This window comes from Pseudomonas sp. H1_D05, assembly GCF_054682705.1.
Window position 1 is genome coordinate 5,263,980 of the sequence record NZ_CP162825.1, and the last position, 16,918, is coordinate 5,280,897.

Annotated in this window: 11 protein-coding genes and 1 pseudogene; 4 read left to right on the forward strand and 8 right to left on the reverse strand. The window is 60.6% G+C overall.

Annotated elements, in window-relative coordinates:
• Positions 1 to 5: 5 nt before the first annotated feature.
• From fdhE to fdnG, 4 genes and pseudogenes are all read right to left on the reverse strand, one after another.
• Positions 6 to 932: a formate dehydrogenase accessory protein FdhE gene (gene fdhE / locus AB4O11_RS23775; protein ID WP_460128867.1), complete on the reverse strand. Its 927-nt coding sequence runs from the start codon at positions 930 to 932 to the stop codon at positions 6 to 8.
• Between the two features lie 3 nt (positions 933 to 935).
• Positions 936 to 1,601 (reverse strand): formate dehydrogenase subunit gamma, encoded by a 666-nt coding sequence (locus tag AB4O11_RS23780; protein WP_320336726.1) that lies wholly within the window; start codon positions 1,599 to 1,601, stop codon positions 936 to 938.
• A complete protein-coding gene (fdxH, locus tag AB4O11_RS23785; RefSeq protein WP_093431371.1) occupies positions 1,598 to 2,533 on the reverse strand; it encodes a formate dehydrogenase subunit beta in 936 nt (311 codons plus the stop codon). The genes AB4O11_RS23780 and fdxH overlap by 4 nt, the downstream gene beginning before the upstream one ends.
• Positions 2,534 to 5,598 (reverse strand): annotated as a pseudogene (gene fdnG, locus AB4O11_RS23790) (formate dehydrogenase-N subunit alpha).
• Positions 5,599 to 5,955: 357 nt separating this feature from the next.
• Here fdnG and AB4O11_RS23795 point away from each other — a divergent pair.
• From AB4O11_RS23795 to AB4O11_RS23810, 4 genes are all read left to right on the forward strand, one after another.
• Entirely contained in the window at positions 5,956 to 7,110 is a 1,155-nt protein-coding gene (locus AB4O11_RS23795; protein ID WP_460128869.1) for a MalY/PatB family protein, read from the forward strand.
• Positions 7,111 to 7,324: 214 nt separating this feature from the next.
• Complete coding sequence (locus AB4O11_RS23800; RefSeq protein ID WP_460128871.1) at positions 7,325 to 8,182, forward strand: glucose 1-dehydrogenase; 858 nt, start codon at positions 7,325 to 7,327, stop codon at positions 8,180 to 8,182.
• A 90-nt stretch (positions 8,183 to 8,272) separates the two neighbouring features.
• A complete protein-coding gene (locus AB4O11_RS23805) occupies positions 8,273 to 9,622 on the forward strand; it encodes a cation:proton antiporter (protein ID WP_460128873.1) in 1,350 nt (449 codons plus the stop codon).
• A gap of 179 nt (positions 9,623 to 9,801) precedes the next feature.
• Positions 9,802 to 10,098: a hypothetical protein gene (locus AB4O11_RS23810; protein WP_099759219.1), complete on the forward strand. Its 297-nt coding sequence runs from the start codon at positions 9,802 to 9,804 to the stop codon at positions 10,096 to 10,098.
• Positions 10,099 to 10,387: 289 nt separating this feature from the next.
• On the opposite strand, the gene AB4O11_RS23815 is transcribed toward AB4O11_RS23810, so the two are convergent.
• From AB4O11_RS23815 to AB4O11_RS23830, 4 genes are read right to left on the reverse strand one after another with little or no spacing between them, the layout of a single operon-like run.
• Complete coding sequence (locus AB4O11_RS23815; protein WP_016983364.1) at positions 10,388 to 10,924, reverse strand: hypothetical protein; 537 nt, start codon at positions 10,922 to 10,924, stop codon at positions 10,388 to 10,390.
• 56 nt (positions 10,925 to 10,980) lie between these two features.
• A complete protein-coding gene (locus AB4O11_RS23820) occupies positions 10,981 to 12,921 on the reverse strand; it encodes a hybrid sensor histidine kinase/response regulator (RefSeq protein WP_460128874.1) in 1,941 nt (646 codons plus the stop codon).
• Positions 12,922 to 12,926: 5 nt separating this feature from the next.
• Positions 12,927 to 15,245 carry an ATP-dependent DNA helicase gene (locus AB4O11_RS23825; protein ID WP_460128876.1) on the reverse strand — a complete coding sequence of 773 codons (2,319 nt, stop codon included), beginning with the start codon at positions 15,243 to 15,245 and terminating at the stop codon, positions 12,927 to 12,929.
• Positions 15,242 to 16,894: a VRR-NUC domain-containing protein gene (locus AB4O11_RS23830; RefSeq protein ID WP_460128878.1), complete on the reverse strand. Its 1,653-nt coding sequence runs from the start codon at positions 16,892 to 16,894 to the stop codon at positions 15,242 to 15,244. Before AB4O11_RS23830 ends, AB4O11_RS23825 begins: the two co-directional genes overlap by 4 nt.
• Between the last annotated feature and the right edge of the window lie 24 nt (positions 16,895 to 16,918).

Sequence of the window (16,918 nt, forward strand, 5' to 3'; positions counted from 1 at the left end):
TGCTGTCATTCGTCTCCGGGGGCCAGTAATAGATTAGGCGCCAAGCGCTGATAGCCGTCCTGCGCCAGACGCATATCGAACAGCAAACTGCCGAGATCCGCCGACAACGCCTCGGCATCGGCATCGTTCTCCAGATACACCAGTTTCAGATAGCTGTTGCAGCCCGGACAGACTTCCGCCCTTAGCGGCGCTTGATTGGCAGCATGGCGATCGTCCTCAAGGCTCAGATAATCCAGACCCTTGCTCGACTCGCAATACACGCACTTGACCCGCACCACGTGCCATTCGCAGGCACACAGCGAACACACCAGATAACGCAGACCGTTGTGCTTGCCGCGATGGCGAATCACCCCGGCCATGGCCGGTGAACCACAGGCCGGGCATTGGCTGAGGCTGTCGCTGGGTTTGAGTTGCAGATTCGGCGCGCTGAGCAGCCAGTGACTCCACGCCACTTGCAGCGCTGCGCCAAGAAACGGCACCAGTTGCGCCGGCACCAGCGAATATTGGCCACTGACCAACGCCACGGCCCACGCGCGCAATTGGCCGGGACTGGCGGCGCGCAAAGTGTCCACCGCGTCGACGACAGCAGGCTGTTCAACCGGCGCATAGCGCTGCAACAAAGCATCGAGATAAGCCTGCCAACCCTCTTCACGCACCAACGTGTCCGCCGCAAACGGCGGCAAACCATGCTGCTGACAGGCCTCGATCCGTTGCTGATCGAACGGTGCGGTCAGCGGCGGATCATCAAACACCTGCTGCTGCACCCGGCACAGCCCGGCAATCAGTCGCAGGTACTCTGCCAGCGCATGCCCCTCGGCCAGTTGTTCCAGCCGATCAGCCCGCAGCGCAAACAGGTTCGAAGGCGGCAGATGCAGAAACGGCGGCGAACTGGCCGCCGCTTCGATTTCCCCAGGTTCAAGAATGGTTGGCAAACGTCAGCCCTTTTTGGTGATCGGTCGTTCCGGCGCGTCCGGTTGGCGTTCATCGCGGGTGATGTCGCGATACCAGAGTTCATGGTGTTTCTTCGCCCAGCCGCGGCTGACCCAGCCATGCATCATCGCGTCCACCGAGCCCTTGATCCACAGCCCGGCGTAGATGTGAATGATGATGCTCAGCACCAGAATGAACCCGGCCAGCGCATGCAGGAGCATTGCCCAGCGAATCACGGTAATGCCGAAGTACGCACTGAACCAGGCGCGCCAGATCACCAGTCCGGTGAACAGCAAACCCAGCATGCACAGGAGTAAAGTCCAGAACAGCAGCTTTTGCCCGGCGTTGTATTTGCCTACCGGCGGCACACTTTCTTCGTCGTTGACCAGCACCCGATCGATGCGGCGCATCCACTTCCAGTCGTTGTCGATAAAGAAGTTCGCGCGCCAGAAACGGAACACCAGACCGAGGAACAACACAAACATCGCGATGCCCATGTACGGATGCAGAATCCGCGTCCACGGCCCGCCGCCGAACAGGTTGCTCAGCCAGAACAGCGACGGATGAAACAACGCCAGCCCGGACAGCCCAGCCATGAAAAACAGGATCGCCACCAGCCAGTGATTGGTGCGCTGGTTGGCGGTGTAACGCAGGATCGTCTTGTTGCTCATGGCCGGTCCTCCCCGCGTGGATCGAAGGTGTGCACCGCCGGATCGACGACATGCACCGAGGTGTCGGGCGGCGTCGGATGTTCATCCTCTTCGACGCGATTCGGGCCGATGCGCACGTAATGGAAGAAACCGGCCAGCACCGCCGCCCCCATGGCCAGCAGGCCCAGCGGTTTACTGATGCCTTTCCACAGGCCCACCAACGGACTGATTGCCGGATCTTGCGGTAAACCAGCATAGATTTTCGGCGTGTCGGCGTGGTGCAGCACGTACATCACGTGCGTGCCGCCAACGCCTGCCGGGTCATACAGACCGGCGTTTTCAAAGCCACGGCTTTTCAGGTCGACGATGCGCTCGGCGGCGTGTTCCTTCATGTCTTCCTTGGTGCCGAAGACGATGGCGCCGGTCGGGCAGGTTTTCACGCAGGCCGGCTCCAGTCCTACTGCCACGCGGTCCGAACACAAGGTGCACTTGTAGGCCTTGTGATCCTTTTGCGAAATGCGCGGAATGTTGAACGGGCAACCGGTGATGCAATAACCGCAACCGATGCAGTGGTCCTGATCGAAATCGACGATGCCGTTGGCGTGCTTGATGATCGCACCGGGACTCGGGCACGCCGCCAGACAACCGGGTTCGGCGCAGTGCATGCAGCCGTCCTTGCGGATCAGCCACTCAAGGTTGCCGGCGTCGGTTTCGTGTTCGGTGAAACGCATCAACGTCCAGGTTTCCGCGCTCAGGTCTTGCGGGTTGTCGTAGGTGCCGTGGTTGTGGCCGACCTCGTCGCGCAGCTCGTTCCATTCCGAGCAGGCGACCTGGCAGGCCTTGCAGCCGATGCATTTGGTGGTGTCGATCAGCTTCGCCACCGCCTCCTGATTCCTCACCGACGGCGGCACGGTTGTGGTGGCCGAGCGGGCAATGATGTCTTGGCTGGCCATTTACAGTTTCTCCACGTTGACCAGGAATGACTTGGATTCCGGGGTCTGGGTATTGCCATCGCCGAGGAACGGCACCAGGGTGTTGGTCAGGTAACCGTGGCGCGTCAAACCGGTGAAACCCCAATGCAGCGGGATGCCGATCTGGTGCACGATCTGGCCGTTGACCTGCAGCGGCCGGATCCTTTTCGTCACCACCGCCACCGCTTCGATAAAGCCGCGCTTGCAACTGACCCGTACGCGATCACCGGCGGCAATGCCCTTCTCTTTCGCCAGCACTTCACCGATTTCGACGAACTGCTCAGGCTGGGCAATCGCGTTCAACTTGCAATGCTTGCTCCAGAAGTGGAAATGCTCGGTGAGCCGGTAACTGGTGCCGGCGTACGGAAAGTCCTTGGCCTCGCCGAGGGTCTCCCAGACCGAATCGAAGATCCGCGCCGCCGGGTTGCTGGTGGCTTTCTTGTTTTGCGGGTGCAGCGGGTTGATGCCGATCGGCGTTTCGAACGGCTCGTAGTGCTCGGGGAATGGCCCCTCGTTCATCTTGTCGACGGCGAAGAACCGCGCCACGCCTTCGGGGTTCATGATGAACGGGTTCATCCCGGCTTCCGGCGGCACATCAGCCTTGTAGTCCGGCACATCGGTGCCGCCCAGGCCTTGCCGTTCCACCACACCAAGCGTTTTTTCGGGTCCCACGGTTTGCCGGCGACGTCCGCCGAAGCGCGGTTGTAGAGAATCCGCCGGTTGGCCGGCCAGGCCCACGCCCAGCCGAGATGCTGATGCATGCCGTACGGATCGGCGTTGTCGCGGCGGGCCATCTGGTTACCGGCCTCGGTCCAGCTGCCGGCGAAGATCCAGCAACCGGACGCGGTGCTGCCGTCATCCTTGAGCAAGCCGAAACCTGCCAGTTGCGAGCCGGCCTTGACCGCGACGCCGGTGGCATCGGTGAAATCTGCCACGGCGCTGCCGTTGATTTCCTTGGCCAATTCCTCCGGCGAAGGCTCGTCGGGGATCTTGTACGGCCACGTCAGTTTCAGCAGCGGATCAGGGAATTTGCCGCCCTCGGCCTGATAGCGCTTGCGCAGGCGCAGGAACAGCTCGCTCATGATGCGAATGTCGGTCTGCGCTTCGCCCGGGCCATCGGCGCCTTTCCAGTGCCATTGCAGCCAGCGACTGCTGTTGACCAATGAGCCGTCCTCTTCGGCAAAACAGGTGGTGGGCAGGCGAATGACTTCGGTCTGGATCTCCGCGCTCTTCACATCGTTGTACGGTCCGACGTTGTGCCAGAACTCCGAGGTTTCGGTAGCGAGCGGGTCCATCACCACCAGCCATTTCAGCTTCGCCAGTGCGCCCATCACGCGGTTTTTGTCCGGCAGCGCGGCGATCGGATTGAAGCCCTGACAGAAGTAGCCGTTGACCTTGCCCTGACTCATCAGGTCGAACATTTTCAGCACGTCGTAGTTGGGGATGTCGAGTTTCGGCAAATGGTCGTAGCACCAATTGTTCTCGGCAGTGGCGTTGGCGCCGTACCACGATTTCATCAGGCTGACGTGGAATTTGCTGTAGTTCTGCCAATAGGACAATTGCCCCGGCCGCAGCGGGACTTGCGTGCGTTTGTGGATGAACTGGGCGTAATCCTGCTCGGTGTCGCTGCCCAGGGTCAGATAGCCCGGTAGCGCATTGGAGAGCAAGCCAAGGTCGGTCAGGCCCTGAATGTTCGAGTGACCGCGCAAGGCGTTGACCCCGCCGCCGGGCATGCCGACGTTGCCCAGCAGCAATTGCACCATCGCCGCGCTGCGAATGATCTGCGCGCCGATCGAGTGCTGCGTCCAGCCGAGGGCGTAGAGAATCGTCATGGTCTTGCCCGGCGTCGAGCAGGTGGCGATCTCTTCCCAGATTTTCTGCATGGCATCGACCGGCATGCCGCAGATCTGGCTGGCGAGGTCGATGGTGTAGCGGCTGTAATGCTGCTTCATCAGTTGATAGACGCAGCGCGGGTCTTGCAGGGTCGGGTCGACTCTGACGAAACCGTCGTCGCCCATCTCGTAACCCCAGCCGGATTTGTCGGTGTAGCTGCGTTTCTCCGCGTCGTAGCCGCTGAAGATCCCGTCTTCAAAGCCGTAGCCTGCTCTGACGATGAACGACATGTCGGTGTAGTTGCGCACGTATTCGTGCTGGATCTTGTCCTCGGTCAACAGGTAATTGATCAAACCGCCCATGAAGGCGATGTCGGTGCCGGTGCGGATCGGCGCGTAATAGTCGGCCACTGACGCGGTCCGGGTAAAACGCGGATCGACCACGATCAGCCGCGCAGCGTTGTGCGCTTTGGCCTCGGTTACCCATTTGAAGCCGCACGGATGCGCTTCTGCTGCGTTGCCGCCCATCACCAGGATCAGATTCGCGTTGGCGATATCGGTCCAGGTATTGGTCATGGCACCACGGCCGTACGTCGGGGCAAGACTTGCCACCGTCGGGCCGTGTCAGACACGCGCCTGGTTATCGAACCCCAGCATGCCGAGACTGCGAATCACCTTTTGGGTGATGTAGCCGGCTTCGTTGGACGCCGCCGACGCCGCGAGAAAACCGGTGCTCAACCAGCGATTCACCGTTTGCCCGTTGGCATTTTTCTCGATGAAATTGGCATCGCGGTCGGCTTTCATCAGGTCGACGATGCGATCAAGCGCTTCGTCCCAACTGATTCGCGTCCATTCGCTGCTGCCCGGTTTGCGGGTTTGCGGGTAGAGCAAACGGCCGGGGCTGTGAATGAAATCGAGAAGGCCTGCGCCTTTCGGGCAGAGGGTGCCGCGGTTGACCGGGTGGTCGGCGTCGCCCTCAATGTGAATGATGCTTTGCGCGACGTTCTTCGCGGCATCGCCCTGGCTGTACATGATCAACCCGCAACCGACCGAGCAATACGGGCAGGTGTTGCGGGTTTCATGGGTGTGGGCAAGCTTGAAGTGGCGCACCTGCTCGGCGAAGGCTGGCGTCGGGGCCATGCCCAACGCGCCCAGGCTAGAGCCTGCAAGGCCGATACCGGCGACCTTGAAGAACTGACGACGGCTGAGATCCATCGTGCACTCCTGATCAGGTGGAACCCGGTACTGGTGCCGGGTTTTATCTGGACAATCACGGTTGCGGCAAACGTCTGCCGACTTTTTCACTGTAGACAATGACCACACGATCTGTGTGAAAACCGACCGTCGGCCGTTTGTCGGCTCTTTAACTGAAGACCACCAAACCCTGTGGGAGCGAGCTTGCTCGCGAAAGCGGTGTGTCATTCGACATCGATGCTGACTGATACGACGCCTTCGCGAGCAAGCTCGCTCCCACAGGTATTGTGTGAACCTTATAAGCAGCAAGCTCGCCCCCACAGGGGATGGAGGCTTAGAATGGCCAGCAGGACCATTCCCGCCTTCACGAGACCGCGCATGACTTTCGATTTTGATCAGGTATTCGACCGCCACAACACCGGCAGCACCAAGTGGAGCCGCTATTGCGCCGACGTGTTGCCGATGTGGGTCGCTGATATGGATTTCGCCGCGCCGCCGGTGGTGATCGAGGCGCTGCAACAACGCTTGCTGCATCCGCTGGTGGGCTACAGCGTGGCGCAGGACAACTTGCGCGAAGCCATCGTCGCCGACCTCTGGAACAAGTTTTCCTGGAAGGTCAAACCGCAGGAGCTGATTTTTCTGCCGGGCGTCGAGTCGGGCTTCAACATGGCTTTGAAAGCGCTGGTGCAGCCACAGCAGAACGTCGTGGTGCAAGTGCCCAACTACCCGCCACTGCGCCACGCGCCGGGGCATTGGGGCTTGAACAAGGTTGAACTGGAGTTCGTCGCCCAGGCTGACGGCACTTACCTGACGCCGCTGGACGTGTTGCGTGAATCGCTGAACGGCGGTGGCGCGCTGTTGCTGAGCAACCCGCACAACCCGATCGGCAAGGTGTTTGGCCGTGACGAGCTGCAAGCCGTGGCCGATATCTGCGCGGCGCAGGACGCCTGGATCATCTCCGACGAAATCCACGCCGAGCTGTGCTTCGACGGTCGCGTACACATTCCGACGGCGTCGCTGAGCGCGGAGATCGCCGAGCGCACCATCACGCTGATGTCGGCGAGCAAGGCCTACAACATCGCCGGCCTCAAGACGTCGTTCATGATCATCCAGAACGCCGCCCTGCGCGAACGCGTCAATCACGCCCGTTGCGGCATGGTCGACAGCGTCAACCCGCTGGGCATGGAAGCCACCCGCGTGGCTTACAGCGAAGGCGGGCCGTGGCTGGCCGAGCTGAAAACCTACCTGCAAGCCAATCGCGACTGGCTGGTAGAAGCGGTGCGCAACCGCTTGCCGGGCGTGACCATCAATGTGCCGCAGGGCACGTATCTGGCGTGGCTGGATTGCTCGGCGCTGGATCTGGACGATCCGCAGCAGTTCTTCCTTGAGCAGGGCAAGGTTGGCCTCAGCGCCGGTCTGGACTTCGGCGATCAGCACCAGCAGTTCGTCCGTCTGAACTTCGGCTGCCCGCGCGCGTTGCTCGAAGAAGGCATCGCCCGTATGGAACGCGCCCTGACACAACGCCACACTTAAGAGCACCACATCCCCGTGTAGGAGTGAGCCTGCTCGCGATAGCGTCCTGACATCCAACATCATTGTTGACTGAAATACCGCTATCGCGAGCAGGCTCACTCCTACAGGGGTTTTGCATTTCCAAGTCGAGAAATGCGGCGTAAATCCGATCGAACTCACGGCAAACACACCGGGTCAACCGCCCATACCTGCCCTGAAACCTCGGAGACCCGCGATGACCGACTATCCAAAACCACCCTTCCCCGCACAAGCCCAAACCGTGCCCGGCGCCCAAGGCAAGATGCAGCCCTATCCCGATTGCGGCGAGCAGAGCTATGTCGGCTCCGGGCGACTGTCCGGCAAGATCGCCCTGATCACCGGTGCCGACAGCGGTATCGGCCGCGCCGTGGCCATTGCTTTCGCCCGTGAAGGCGCCGACGTTGCGGTCGCCTATCTGAATGAACACGAAGACGCCCAGGAAACCGCGCGCTGGGTCGAGCAGGCCGGGCGCCAGTGCCTGCTATTACCCGGCGATATTGCGCAAAAGGCCCATTGCCAGGCCTTGGTCGACAAGACCGTGGAACGCTTCGGCCGCATTGATGTGCTGGTCAACAACGCCGCGTTCCAGATGACCCACGAAACCTTCGAAGAAATCCCCGACGACGAATGGGTGATGACCTTCGACGTCAACATCACCGCGATCTTCCGCTTGTGTCAGGCCGCGATAAAACACATGCGCGCCGGTTCGTCGATCATCAACACCAGCTCGATCAACTCGGACATGCCCAAACCCACCCTGCTCGCCTACGCCACGACCAAAGGCGCGATCGCCAACTTCACCGGCGGTCTGGCGCAGATGCTCGGGCCAAAGGAAATCCGCGTGAACTGCGTAGCACCGGGGCCAATCTGGACGCCGCTGATCGTCTCGACCATGCCCGATGAAGAAGTGCAGAACTTCGGCGGCAACACCCCGCTCGGCCGCCCCGGCCAACCGGTCGAAGTGGCGCCGATCTACGTGTTGCTGGCCTCGGACGAAGCCAGTTACATCACCGGCCAGCGCTATGGCGTGACCGGTGGCAAACCGATGTTGTGATGACGCCTTCGCCAACGCCTACAGTAAAACTGAAGGCCCATTGAACACGGTGCGATTGCCGTCACATCAAACATTTGAGGGCGGCAGATCATGAGTTTTATCGTGTGGGTCGCCGTACTCGGCGCCGTGCTGCTGACCCTGGCACTGACGTCGTCATACCTGCGCTGGATGCCGGTGACCACCTCGGCGGTTTGTCTGCTGCTGGGTATCGGCATCGGCCCCAGTGGCCTCGATCTGCTGAAACTATCCCTGGAAGACGCCTCGCTGTGGATGGAGCACCTGACGGAAGTCGCGGTGCTCTTCTCTCTGTTCGTCTGCGGCCTGAAATTGCGCCTGCCGCTGCGCGACAAGCGTTGGCGAATCGCCTTCGGCCTCGCCGGCCCCGTAATGGTGCTGACCATCGCCGGGGTGTGCCTGCTGCTGCATTTTGCTTTGCGCTTGCCGTGGGGGCCGGCGTTGTTGATCGGGGCGATGCTGGCGCCCACCGACCCGGTGCTGGCGGCGCTGGTGCAGGTCAATGATGCGCGGGATGTCGACAGCGTGCGTTTCGGCCTTTCGGGTGAGGCCGGGCTGAATGACGGGGTGGCGTTTCCGTTTGTGATTCTCGGCTTGTTGTTGATTCACGGTGATAGCTCTGCCGCCGAGTGGCAGGGCTGGGTCTTGCGCAGTTTGTTGTGGGCGGTGCCCGCAGGTCTGCTCACCGGTTACTGGATGGGCCGTGGTATCGGCCGCGTGACCCTGTCGTTGCGTATTCACAATGACGACAGCACGCTCAGCCCGAACGACTATCTGGCGTTGTCGTTGATTGCCCTGGCGTATGTCGTTGCCGAGGCGATTGGCGGCTATGGTTTTCTGTCGGTGTTCGCTGCCGGGTTGGGCCTGCGTCAGGTCGAAGTCAAATCCACCGGCGCCGGGCAACCGCCCGCCGAGCATTTGGTGCAACCGGTGGTCGGTCATCAGAACGTCGAACCGCAGCACGCGGTGCACGGCGACACCGAACGGCTGGAAAGCAGCCAGGTCGCCGCCGGGATCATGATGGGCGACATGCTGTCGTTCGGCAGTCTGGTCGAGCGCGCCATGGAAGTATTTCTAGTGACCCTGCTCGGCGTGGTGCTGGTGGCGCACTGGGACTGGCGGGCGTTGCTGGTGGGCGGCGTGCTGTTCTGCCTGATCCGCCCGGCCTGCGTCGCGTTGATGCCTTGGGGCGCACTGCTCAAAGGAAGGCAACGGCTGTTGATCAGCTGGTTTGGCATTCGCGGTATCGGCAGCCTGTTCTATTTGTTTTATGCCTTGAACCACGGGCTGACCGATTCGGTGGCCAGCCTGTGTACCGATCTGACCTTGTCGGTAGTGGCGCTGAGCATCTTGCTCCACGGCATCAGCACGCAACCGATCCTCGCCCGTTACGAACAGCGCAAAAAACAAAAAACTGATTTTTGATTTGCGGATTTAACCGGGAATTGATCGAATTTTTTCTATAAAAAAATGGATCCCTGATTAATGGCCGGCAGTCACAAGCATAACCCCTCGCCGGATATGTCCGGCGGGGCCTGGCAGGTTCGGTTCCCCTGCGGCGCTACGCCTATGAAACGGAATCCTTGAAGAATAAGGTCACGGTCATGAAAGAATGCTCGACTCCTGCGCAAATCAAGGCTTGCAGAGCACTGGCTCTGGAACGCAATCGTCAATTGTTCGATAACGCTCACACCCTCAACCGCGCGGCCAATGCGCTGCTCGACGTTGAACACCTGGATATCGAGCAATTTGAACATTACCGAGCGCTGCGCAAGAAAGCCGATTTGATGTTTGAAGATGCGATCGACCATTTGTGCGTCTTGAACGAGGATTTTCCGCCAATCCCGATGTCGTCGCAGAACTCGGTGGCGTTGCGTCGTGAGCTTGAGACGGTGGAGTGAGCCAGAACAGCCCCTCACCCTAGCCCTCTCCCAGAGGGAGAGGGAACTGACCGAGGTGAATGGTTGAGGTACGCCGACCTGAGATACCGGGTTGCACGCAGATTTTGACCACGACATTGAGATACCGAGTCGAACGCAGATTTTGAGTACAACGAAGATCTGCTCCCTTCCCCCTCGCCCCCATTGGGGGAGAGGGTTGGGGTGAGGGGGATCGGTCTGAATAGCACAACAAAATCCACGCGAATGAAAAAGCCCGGCGAAATAAACCGGGCTTTTCCCTACCTGCCAATCACCCGCCCGGATTGGTCACCTGAATAAACACCGCATAACTCCCCAGCAACACCCAGAACGTCGCAAAGATCCACGGCGTACGCACCGAAAACAGCAGGGATTTGCGATAGCCCTTGTGGCTCGATTCCATCTCGCTGAACAGCGGCGATTCGTCATACGCCAGGCCCATCAGCGGTTCGCTGTGCAGCAAGTGGCTCTGCTTGAAATGCCAGTGGTCGATGATGTCGTACGCCGCGCGAATCCCCGGCCAGGCGTTCAGTGAGCTGAGCAGCCCGAGCAGCGCAAGAAACGGTGGCACCACCAGCGTGAACAACTTGCCCCACTCCGGGTTGAGGTTGGCCATGCACGAGGCAAAGGCAATCACCAGAAACGACTGCGCCGCCAGATAAGCGTCGGTACGGTTGGCGAGGATGCTGGTTTCGTACTGGATCTCCCGCCGATAGAAATCCAGCCGTTCCTTGGGTGAGCCAAACATCTTGGCGTCATGTTCGGTCAGGGTTTCTTCAGCGGTGGGCTCAGTCAGTATGCGAGACAAAAGATGCACGCTCCGGGGCGGGGAAAACGTTTAGAAGTCCCCGTTGGCGCGCAAGTTCAGACGGATTGACCGACGCCTTGTTTCATCGATTGGGCAATGATTGCCACCAGATTCATCTGCGTAAACGGCTTGGGCAATCGTGGCAGTTGCGCGGCAAAGCCTTCCAGACGTTCGGCGTAGCCGGTGGCCAGGATGATCGGCAGATCCGGTTTGAGCACGCGCACGGCATGGGCCAGTTGCGCGCCGCTCATCTTCGGCATGGCCATGTCGGTGATCATCAGGTCGATGACCTCGCCCTGATCGAACAACGCCAGCGCTTGCGCACCGGACGTCGCACTGACCACCCGATGGCCGAGGTCTTCGAGCAGCAGACTGGTGCTGGTCAACACCAGCGAATCGTCATCCACCACCAGCACGCTGAGTCTTGGTACCACCACCGGCTCGGCGTGTGGCTGCAGCGACTTGCTGACGGTACCCTCGCCGGCCACCGGAATCCACAGTTCTGCCGTGGTGCCCTGGGCCTTTGCACTCTTGAGAATGAAACGGCCACCGAGTTGTTCCATGAAGCCGTGGACCATCGACAAGCCCAGCCCGGTGCCCTTGCCCAAGCCTTTGGTGGTGAAGAACGGATCTCTGGCCGACGCCAGCGTGCGCTCATCCATGCCCTCCCCGGTGTCGATTACGCTGAGGCAGACATAACGCCCCGCAGGCAGGTCCGAATGCCCCAGTTCAAGCACCACTTGCGGTTCAGCGCTGATGCTCACCGTACCTCCATCGGGCATGGCGTCGCGGGCGTTGGTCGCCAGATTGAGCAGGGCCAGCTCCAACTGGTTGGTGTCCGCCAGCACCGGCTCGAGATCGTCGGGAAACCGCGTGTCGACACGGATCCCCGGCCCCAGCGAACTGCGCAGCAAACCGCTGATGCCCTGAACCAATTGCGCAATATCGACCGACTCGGTCTTCAGTTCCTGTCGGCGGGCGAACGCCAGCATGCGCTGGGTCAGCGAGACGCCACGCAAGGCGCCTTGGGTGGCGTTTTCCAGCAGGCGGCTGATTTTCGCATCGTCGCCCACGCGCTTTTGCACAATCTCGAGGTTACCGAGAATCACCGTCAGCAGATTATTGAAGTCATGGGCGATGCCACCGCTGAGCTGACCGATGGCCTGCATCTTCTGCGCCTGGAACAGCGCTTCACGGGTTTTCTCCAGCGCCTGTTGCGCCTGGTGGGCTTCGGTGATGTCGCGGGTGATCTTGGCAAAACCGAGCAATGTGCCGGTGTCACCACGAATCGCATCGACCACCACATGAGCGAGAAACCGCGTGCCGTCCTTGCGCATGCGCCAGCTCTTGTTCTCGAAACGACCCTCGCGGGTGGCGATTTCCAGCGCCCGTTGCGGCTCGCCGAGTTCGCGGTCTTCGGGGGTATAGAACAGCGAAAAATGCTGACCGATGATTTCTTCCGGCAGATAGCCTTTGATCCGCTGCGCGCCCTGGTTCCAGTTGCTGACCCGGCCTTCGGGGCTGAGCATGTAGATGGCGTAGTCGGTGACGCCCTGCACCAGCAAGCGGAACTGCTGCTCGCTTTGTTTGAGGGTTTCTTCGGCCATTTTGCGGTCGGTCAGGTCGCGGGTGATCTTGGCGAAACCGAGCAATTTGCCGTCGGGATCAATGATCGGATCGATGACCACATGCGACCAGAAATTGGTGCCGTCCTTGCGCACCCGCCAGCCCTCGCCTTCGAAACGTCCCTCACGGATCGCCGTGTCGAGCGCACGCTGCGGCAGACCGGCGGCGCGATCCTCAGCTGTATAGAAGCGGGAGAAATGTTCGCCGAGGATTTCCGCTTCTTCGTAGCCCTTGAAGCGTTTGGCGCCGGAGTTCCAACTGGTGATGATGCCGTCGGGATCGATCATGTAGATCGCATAGTCGACCACCGCATCGATCAACAGACGAAAACGCATCTCTTCGATCGCCGCGGTCTTGTTTTTCTCGCTCATCACACTCACCAGCCATTGTCATGAGCAGAAGTATGCGGTAATCCGGCAAATTGGGAAGCGTCCGTCTCATGATTGATTGCCCACCAGCGCGGCAGCAGCTGTTTGATCCGGCTCTCGGCAAAGCGATCGTCAATCAGCATGACCACGCCGCTATCCTCACGGGTGCGGATGACTCGCCCGGCGGCCTGCACCACTTTCTGCACGCCCGGGTACAGGTAGGTGTAGTCGTAACCGGCGCCGAAGATGGCGGCCATGCGGTGTTTGAGTTGTTCGTTGACCGGATTGAACTGCGCCAGCCCCAGGGTGGCAATGAACGCGCCGATCAGCCGCGCACCGGGTAAATCGATGCCTTCGCCGAACGCACCGCCCAACACGGCAAAGCCGACGCCCTGGCTGTGCGCGGTGAACTGATCGAGAAAGGCCTGCCGCGCCCCTTCGAGCATGCCCCGCGATTGCTGCCACAGGCTGATGTGCGGGTAACGCTCAGCGAGTAACGACGCCACTTGTTGCAGATAATCGAAGCTGCTGAAAAACGCCAGATAGTTGCCCGGACGCTCGCTGAACTGCCGCGCGATCAATTCGACGATCGGCTCCAGCGAGGCCTGACGATGGTTGAAGCGTGTCGAGATGCGACTGACGATCTGCACCTGCAACTGCTCGGCGCAAAACGGCGATTCGACGTCGATCCACACGGTGTCGGCGGGCGTGCCAAGCAAATCGGCGTAATAGTGACGCGGGCTGAGGGTCGCGGAAAACAGCACGCTGCTGCGCGCCGCTTTCAGGCGCGGGCCAATGAACGCGGCCGGCACCACGTTGCGCAGGCATAACTGCGACAGCGGCTTTTTGCGGTCGAGGTCGCGCTTGCTGATATCGAACAGGTAATGCTCGTCGTACAGCTCCGCCACCCGGGCGAATTGCAGCAGGTCGAAATAGAAGTTCTGCAAGGCGCTGTCGAGGCCCTGCGGATGGTCATTGAGGTAATCGCCAATGGCCGCGCAACACAACGAGATCGCTTGCAGGAGTTTTTCCGGGGCCTTGTCGTACGCCTGATACGCCGCCAGTTGCGGCGCATGCAACGCGTTCCATTCACGGTTGATCCGTTGCAGGGCATTTTTCAGCGGCGCGGGCGCGGTTTTGCGCACGCTGCCCAGGGTGAATTGATCAAGACTGGCGCTGTACATCTGCCGGCCGCGCTCGACGAGGTTATGCGCCTCGTCCGCCAGCACCGCGACTTTCCATTGATTGAGCTGGGCCAGACCGAACAGCATGGCGCTGAAGTCGAAGTAATAGTTGTAGTCGGCGATCACCACGTCTACCCAACGGGCCATCTCCTGACTCAGGTAATACGGGCACACCGCGTGTTGCGCGGCGATCTCGCGCATGGCGGCTTGGTCGAGCAGGCGGATTCGGCTGGCCGCTTCCCGCGCGGCCGGCAGGCGATCATAAAAGCCCTGGGCCAACGGGCAGGATTCGCCGTGACAGGCTTTGTCCGGATGTTCGCAGGCCTTGTCGCGGGCGACCATTTCCAGCACCCGCAAGGGCAAGGCTGGTGACTGATCGAACAGCACCTGACTGGCATCCAGCGCCAGTTTGCGCCCAGGTGTCTTCGCGGTCAGGAAGAACACCTTGTCCAGTTGCTGCGGCGCCAGGGCCTTGAGCATCGGGAACAGCGTGCCGAGGGTTTTGCCGATGCCGGTCGGTGCCTGGGCCATCAGGCAACGGCCGGTGCTGACGGCCTTGAACACCGATTCGGCGAGATGCCGTTGACCGGGACGAAAATCGGCATGGGGAAACGCCAGTTGCTGCGCGGCCAGATTGCGCGCTTCTCGATGGGCCATTTCCTGTTCGGCCCATTGCAGGAACAGCGTGCATTGCTGTTCGAAAAAGGCCTTGAGGGTTTCGGCGCTGAAGGCCTCGACCAGGCAGGTTTCCTTCTCGCTGACGATATCGAAATACACCAGCGCTAGATTGATCTGCTCAAGTTCGAGTTTGCGGCACATCAACCAGCCGTAGATCTTCGCCTGCGCCCAGTGCAACTGGCGGTGATTGGCCGGTTGCTTACTCAGGTCGCCACGGTAGGTTTTAACTTCTTCCAGGCAGGTTTGCGCCGGGTCGTAGCCGTCCGCCCTGCCCTTGACCTTCAACTGCAGAAACTCGCCTTCGAGCGCCACTTCGCTTTGATACTTTTCGCTGCGCCGCGAGGCCACAGTGCGGTGGCCGGCGATGCCTTCCAGCGCCGTGGGTGATGGCGTAAAACGCAGGTCAAGGTCGCCGGTCTTGGCGGTGAACTCGCAGAGTGCGCGCACGGCAATGCTGTAACTCAAGCGCTCTGCTCCGCCCATTGCACATAACACACGGCCACGGGCATCTGGTGTTGGTGACAGAACTCAAGCCAGCGCAGCTGGTTGTCCTGCAGTCGATCGCCGGGGCCTTTCACTTCAATCATTCGGTAGGTTTTGTGCTGCGGCCAGAACTGGATCAGGTCGGGCATGCCGGCGCGGTTGGCCTTGATGTCGAGCAGCAAACGGTTGAACCAATGTTTAAGGTGCTCAGCGGGTAGACAGGCCAACGCCTGCTCAAGCAATTGTTCATTCACCGCGCCCCAGAATACAAATGGCGACTGGACGCCCCATTTGTCGACAAAGCGCTGGCGAATGGTCGCGGCATAGCGGCCGTCGTCGAGTTCGCTCAGGCACGCCTGGAACAGCTCAGCGCGGCGTTGCTGGAAATCTTCGTTGAGCAGGTCCACCGGGCCACGCTGAAAAGGGTGGAAGAATGCCCCGGGCAACGGTGCGAAAATCGCCGGCCAGCACAACAGGCCAAACAGTGAGTTGATCAGGCTGTTTTCCACGTAATGCACCGGGCCGTCGTCATCGTGCAGATGCGCCTGCACGTAAAACTCCACAGACAAGGCTGGGTCGGTGCGTGGCAATTGCAGATCCAGCCGCTCGACCGGTCTGGCCGCTACGCGTTTGAGCGGCGGGCCACCGAGTTTGCGCCGCACCCTTGGCAATATCCGTTGCAGGCCTTGCTGCTCGGCAGCGCTTTCCGGCGCCTGTTCGGCCAGCGTGGCGAGCTCCAGCGCCAACGAGTATTCGCCGCTGCGCTCCAGCACGCGGATCATGCGTAAACGGGCGCCGGGATAGGCGCAGTCGCGGTAAATGCTCAGGGCCAGGGCAAATTCGCCGAGGCGCTCGCAATACTGGCCGATCTGGAACAGCACCTTGCCACGCCGGCGCTGCAGCCACGGGTTGTCGAAGTGCAAGGCGCTGACCTGCGCAACAATGGTGTCCAGTGGCTCACCGGCTTCGAAACGCAATTGACAGTTGTGCAGGAACAGGCACGCATCGACGTCTTCGCGACTGCGCAGGCCCCGCGAGTCGGCGCAGAATTCGACTTTTTCATAAGTGAAGATGCCAAGGTCGGCGAGGACGAATTCCGACCAGTCCTGATACAGGTTGCCGAAGAACATCAGCCGCAAGCGGTCGCACAGGTCCATGATGGTCAGACTGAACAAGCGATCATCGAGCAGCGGCGCCCAGTCGCGCAGGCTGCGAGCGTCTGCAAACTGCTCGGCGAGGAGCGGCAGCCAATCGTCCTTGCGGCCCTTGGGTTGCTCGATAGAGGCTGCAAACGCTTGCAGGATCTCGGCCTTGAGCAACACATCGAACAACTCGGCGAGGACCAGCGGCGCGTGTTCGTCGATCCAGCCGTGCTCCAGCAAGGGCTGCGCGGCCTCGGCGATGTCACCGATTTCAAGGTAATTGAGTTTGCCGGCACGAAAATGCACACCCTTGCGCATCACCATCCGCACCAGCAAACCCTGCGACGCGCGCGGCAAGGCCTTGAAGTCGCGGATGAACGCGTGTTCCGGTTCGCTCATTACATCGGCATAACGAAGCTCAAGCCAATCAAGCACTTGCCGGAAGTTGTTAAGGTAATAGAACGGATCGTCGAGGGGATTGGCAGTCACGGTAATTCTGGGCCATGGCAAGCG

What these genes read in the sequence shown, in the direction of transcription:
- AB4O11_RS23820 (WP_460128874.1), bottom strand. Translation starts at nt 12,921, where the DNA reads ATGAGCGAGAAAAACAAGACCGCGGCGATCGAAGAGATGCGTTTTCGT.
- fdxH (WP_093431371.1), bottom strand. Translation starts at nt 2,533, where the DNA reads ATGGCCAGCCAAGACATCATTGCCCGCTCGGCCACCACAACCGTGCCG.
- AB4O11_RS23780 (WP_320336726.1), bottom strand. Translation starts at nt 1,601, where the DNA reads ATGAGCAACAAGACGATCCTGCGTTACACCGCCAACCAGCGCACCAAT.
- AB4O11_RS23805 (WP_460128873.1), top strand. Translation starts at nt 8,273, where the DNA reads ATGAGTTTTATCGTGTGGGTCGCCGTACTCGGCGCCGTGCTGCTGACC.
- AB4O11_RS23795 (WP_460128869.1), top strand. Translation starts at nt 5,956, where the DNA reads ATGACTTTCGATTTTGATCAGGTATTCGACCGCCACAACACCGGCAGC.
- AB4O11_RS23800 (WP_460128871.1), top strand. Translation starts at nt 7,325, where the DNA reads ATGACCGACTATCCAAAACCACCCTTCCCCGCACAAGCCCAAACCGTG.
- AB4O11_RS23810 (WP_099759219.1), top strand. Translation starts at nt 9,802, where the DNA reads ATGAAAGAATGCTCGACTCCTGCGCAAATCAAGGCTTGCAGAGCACTG.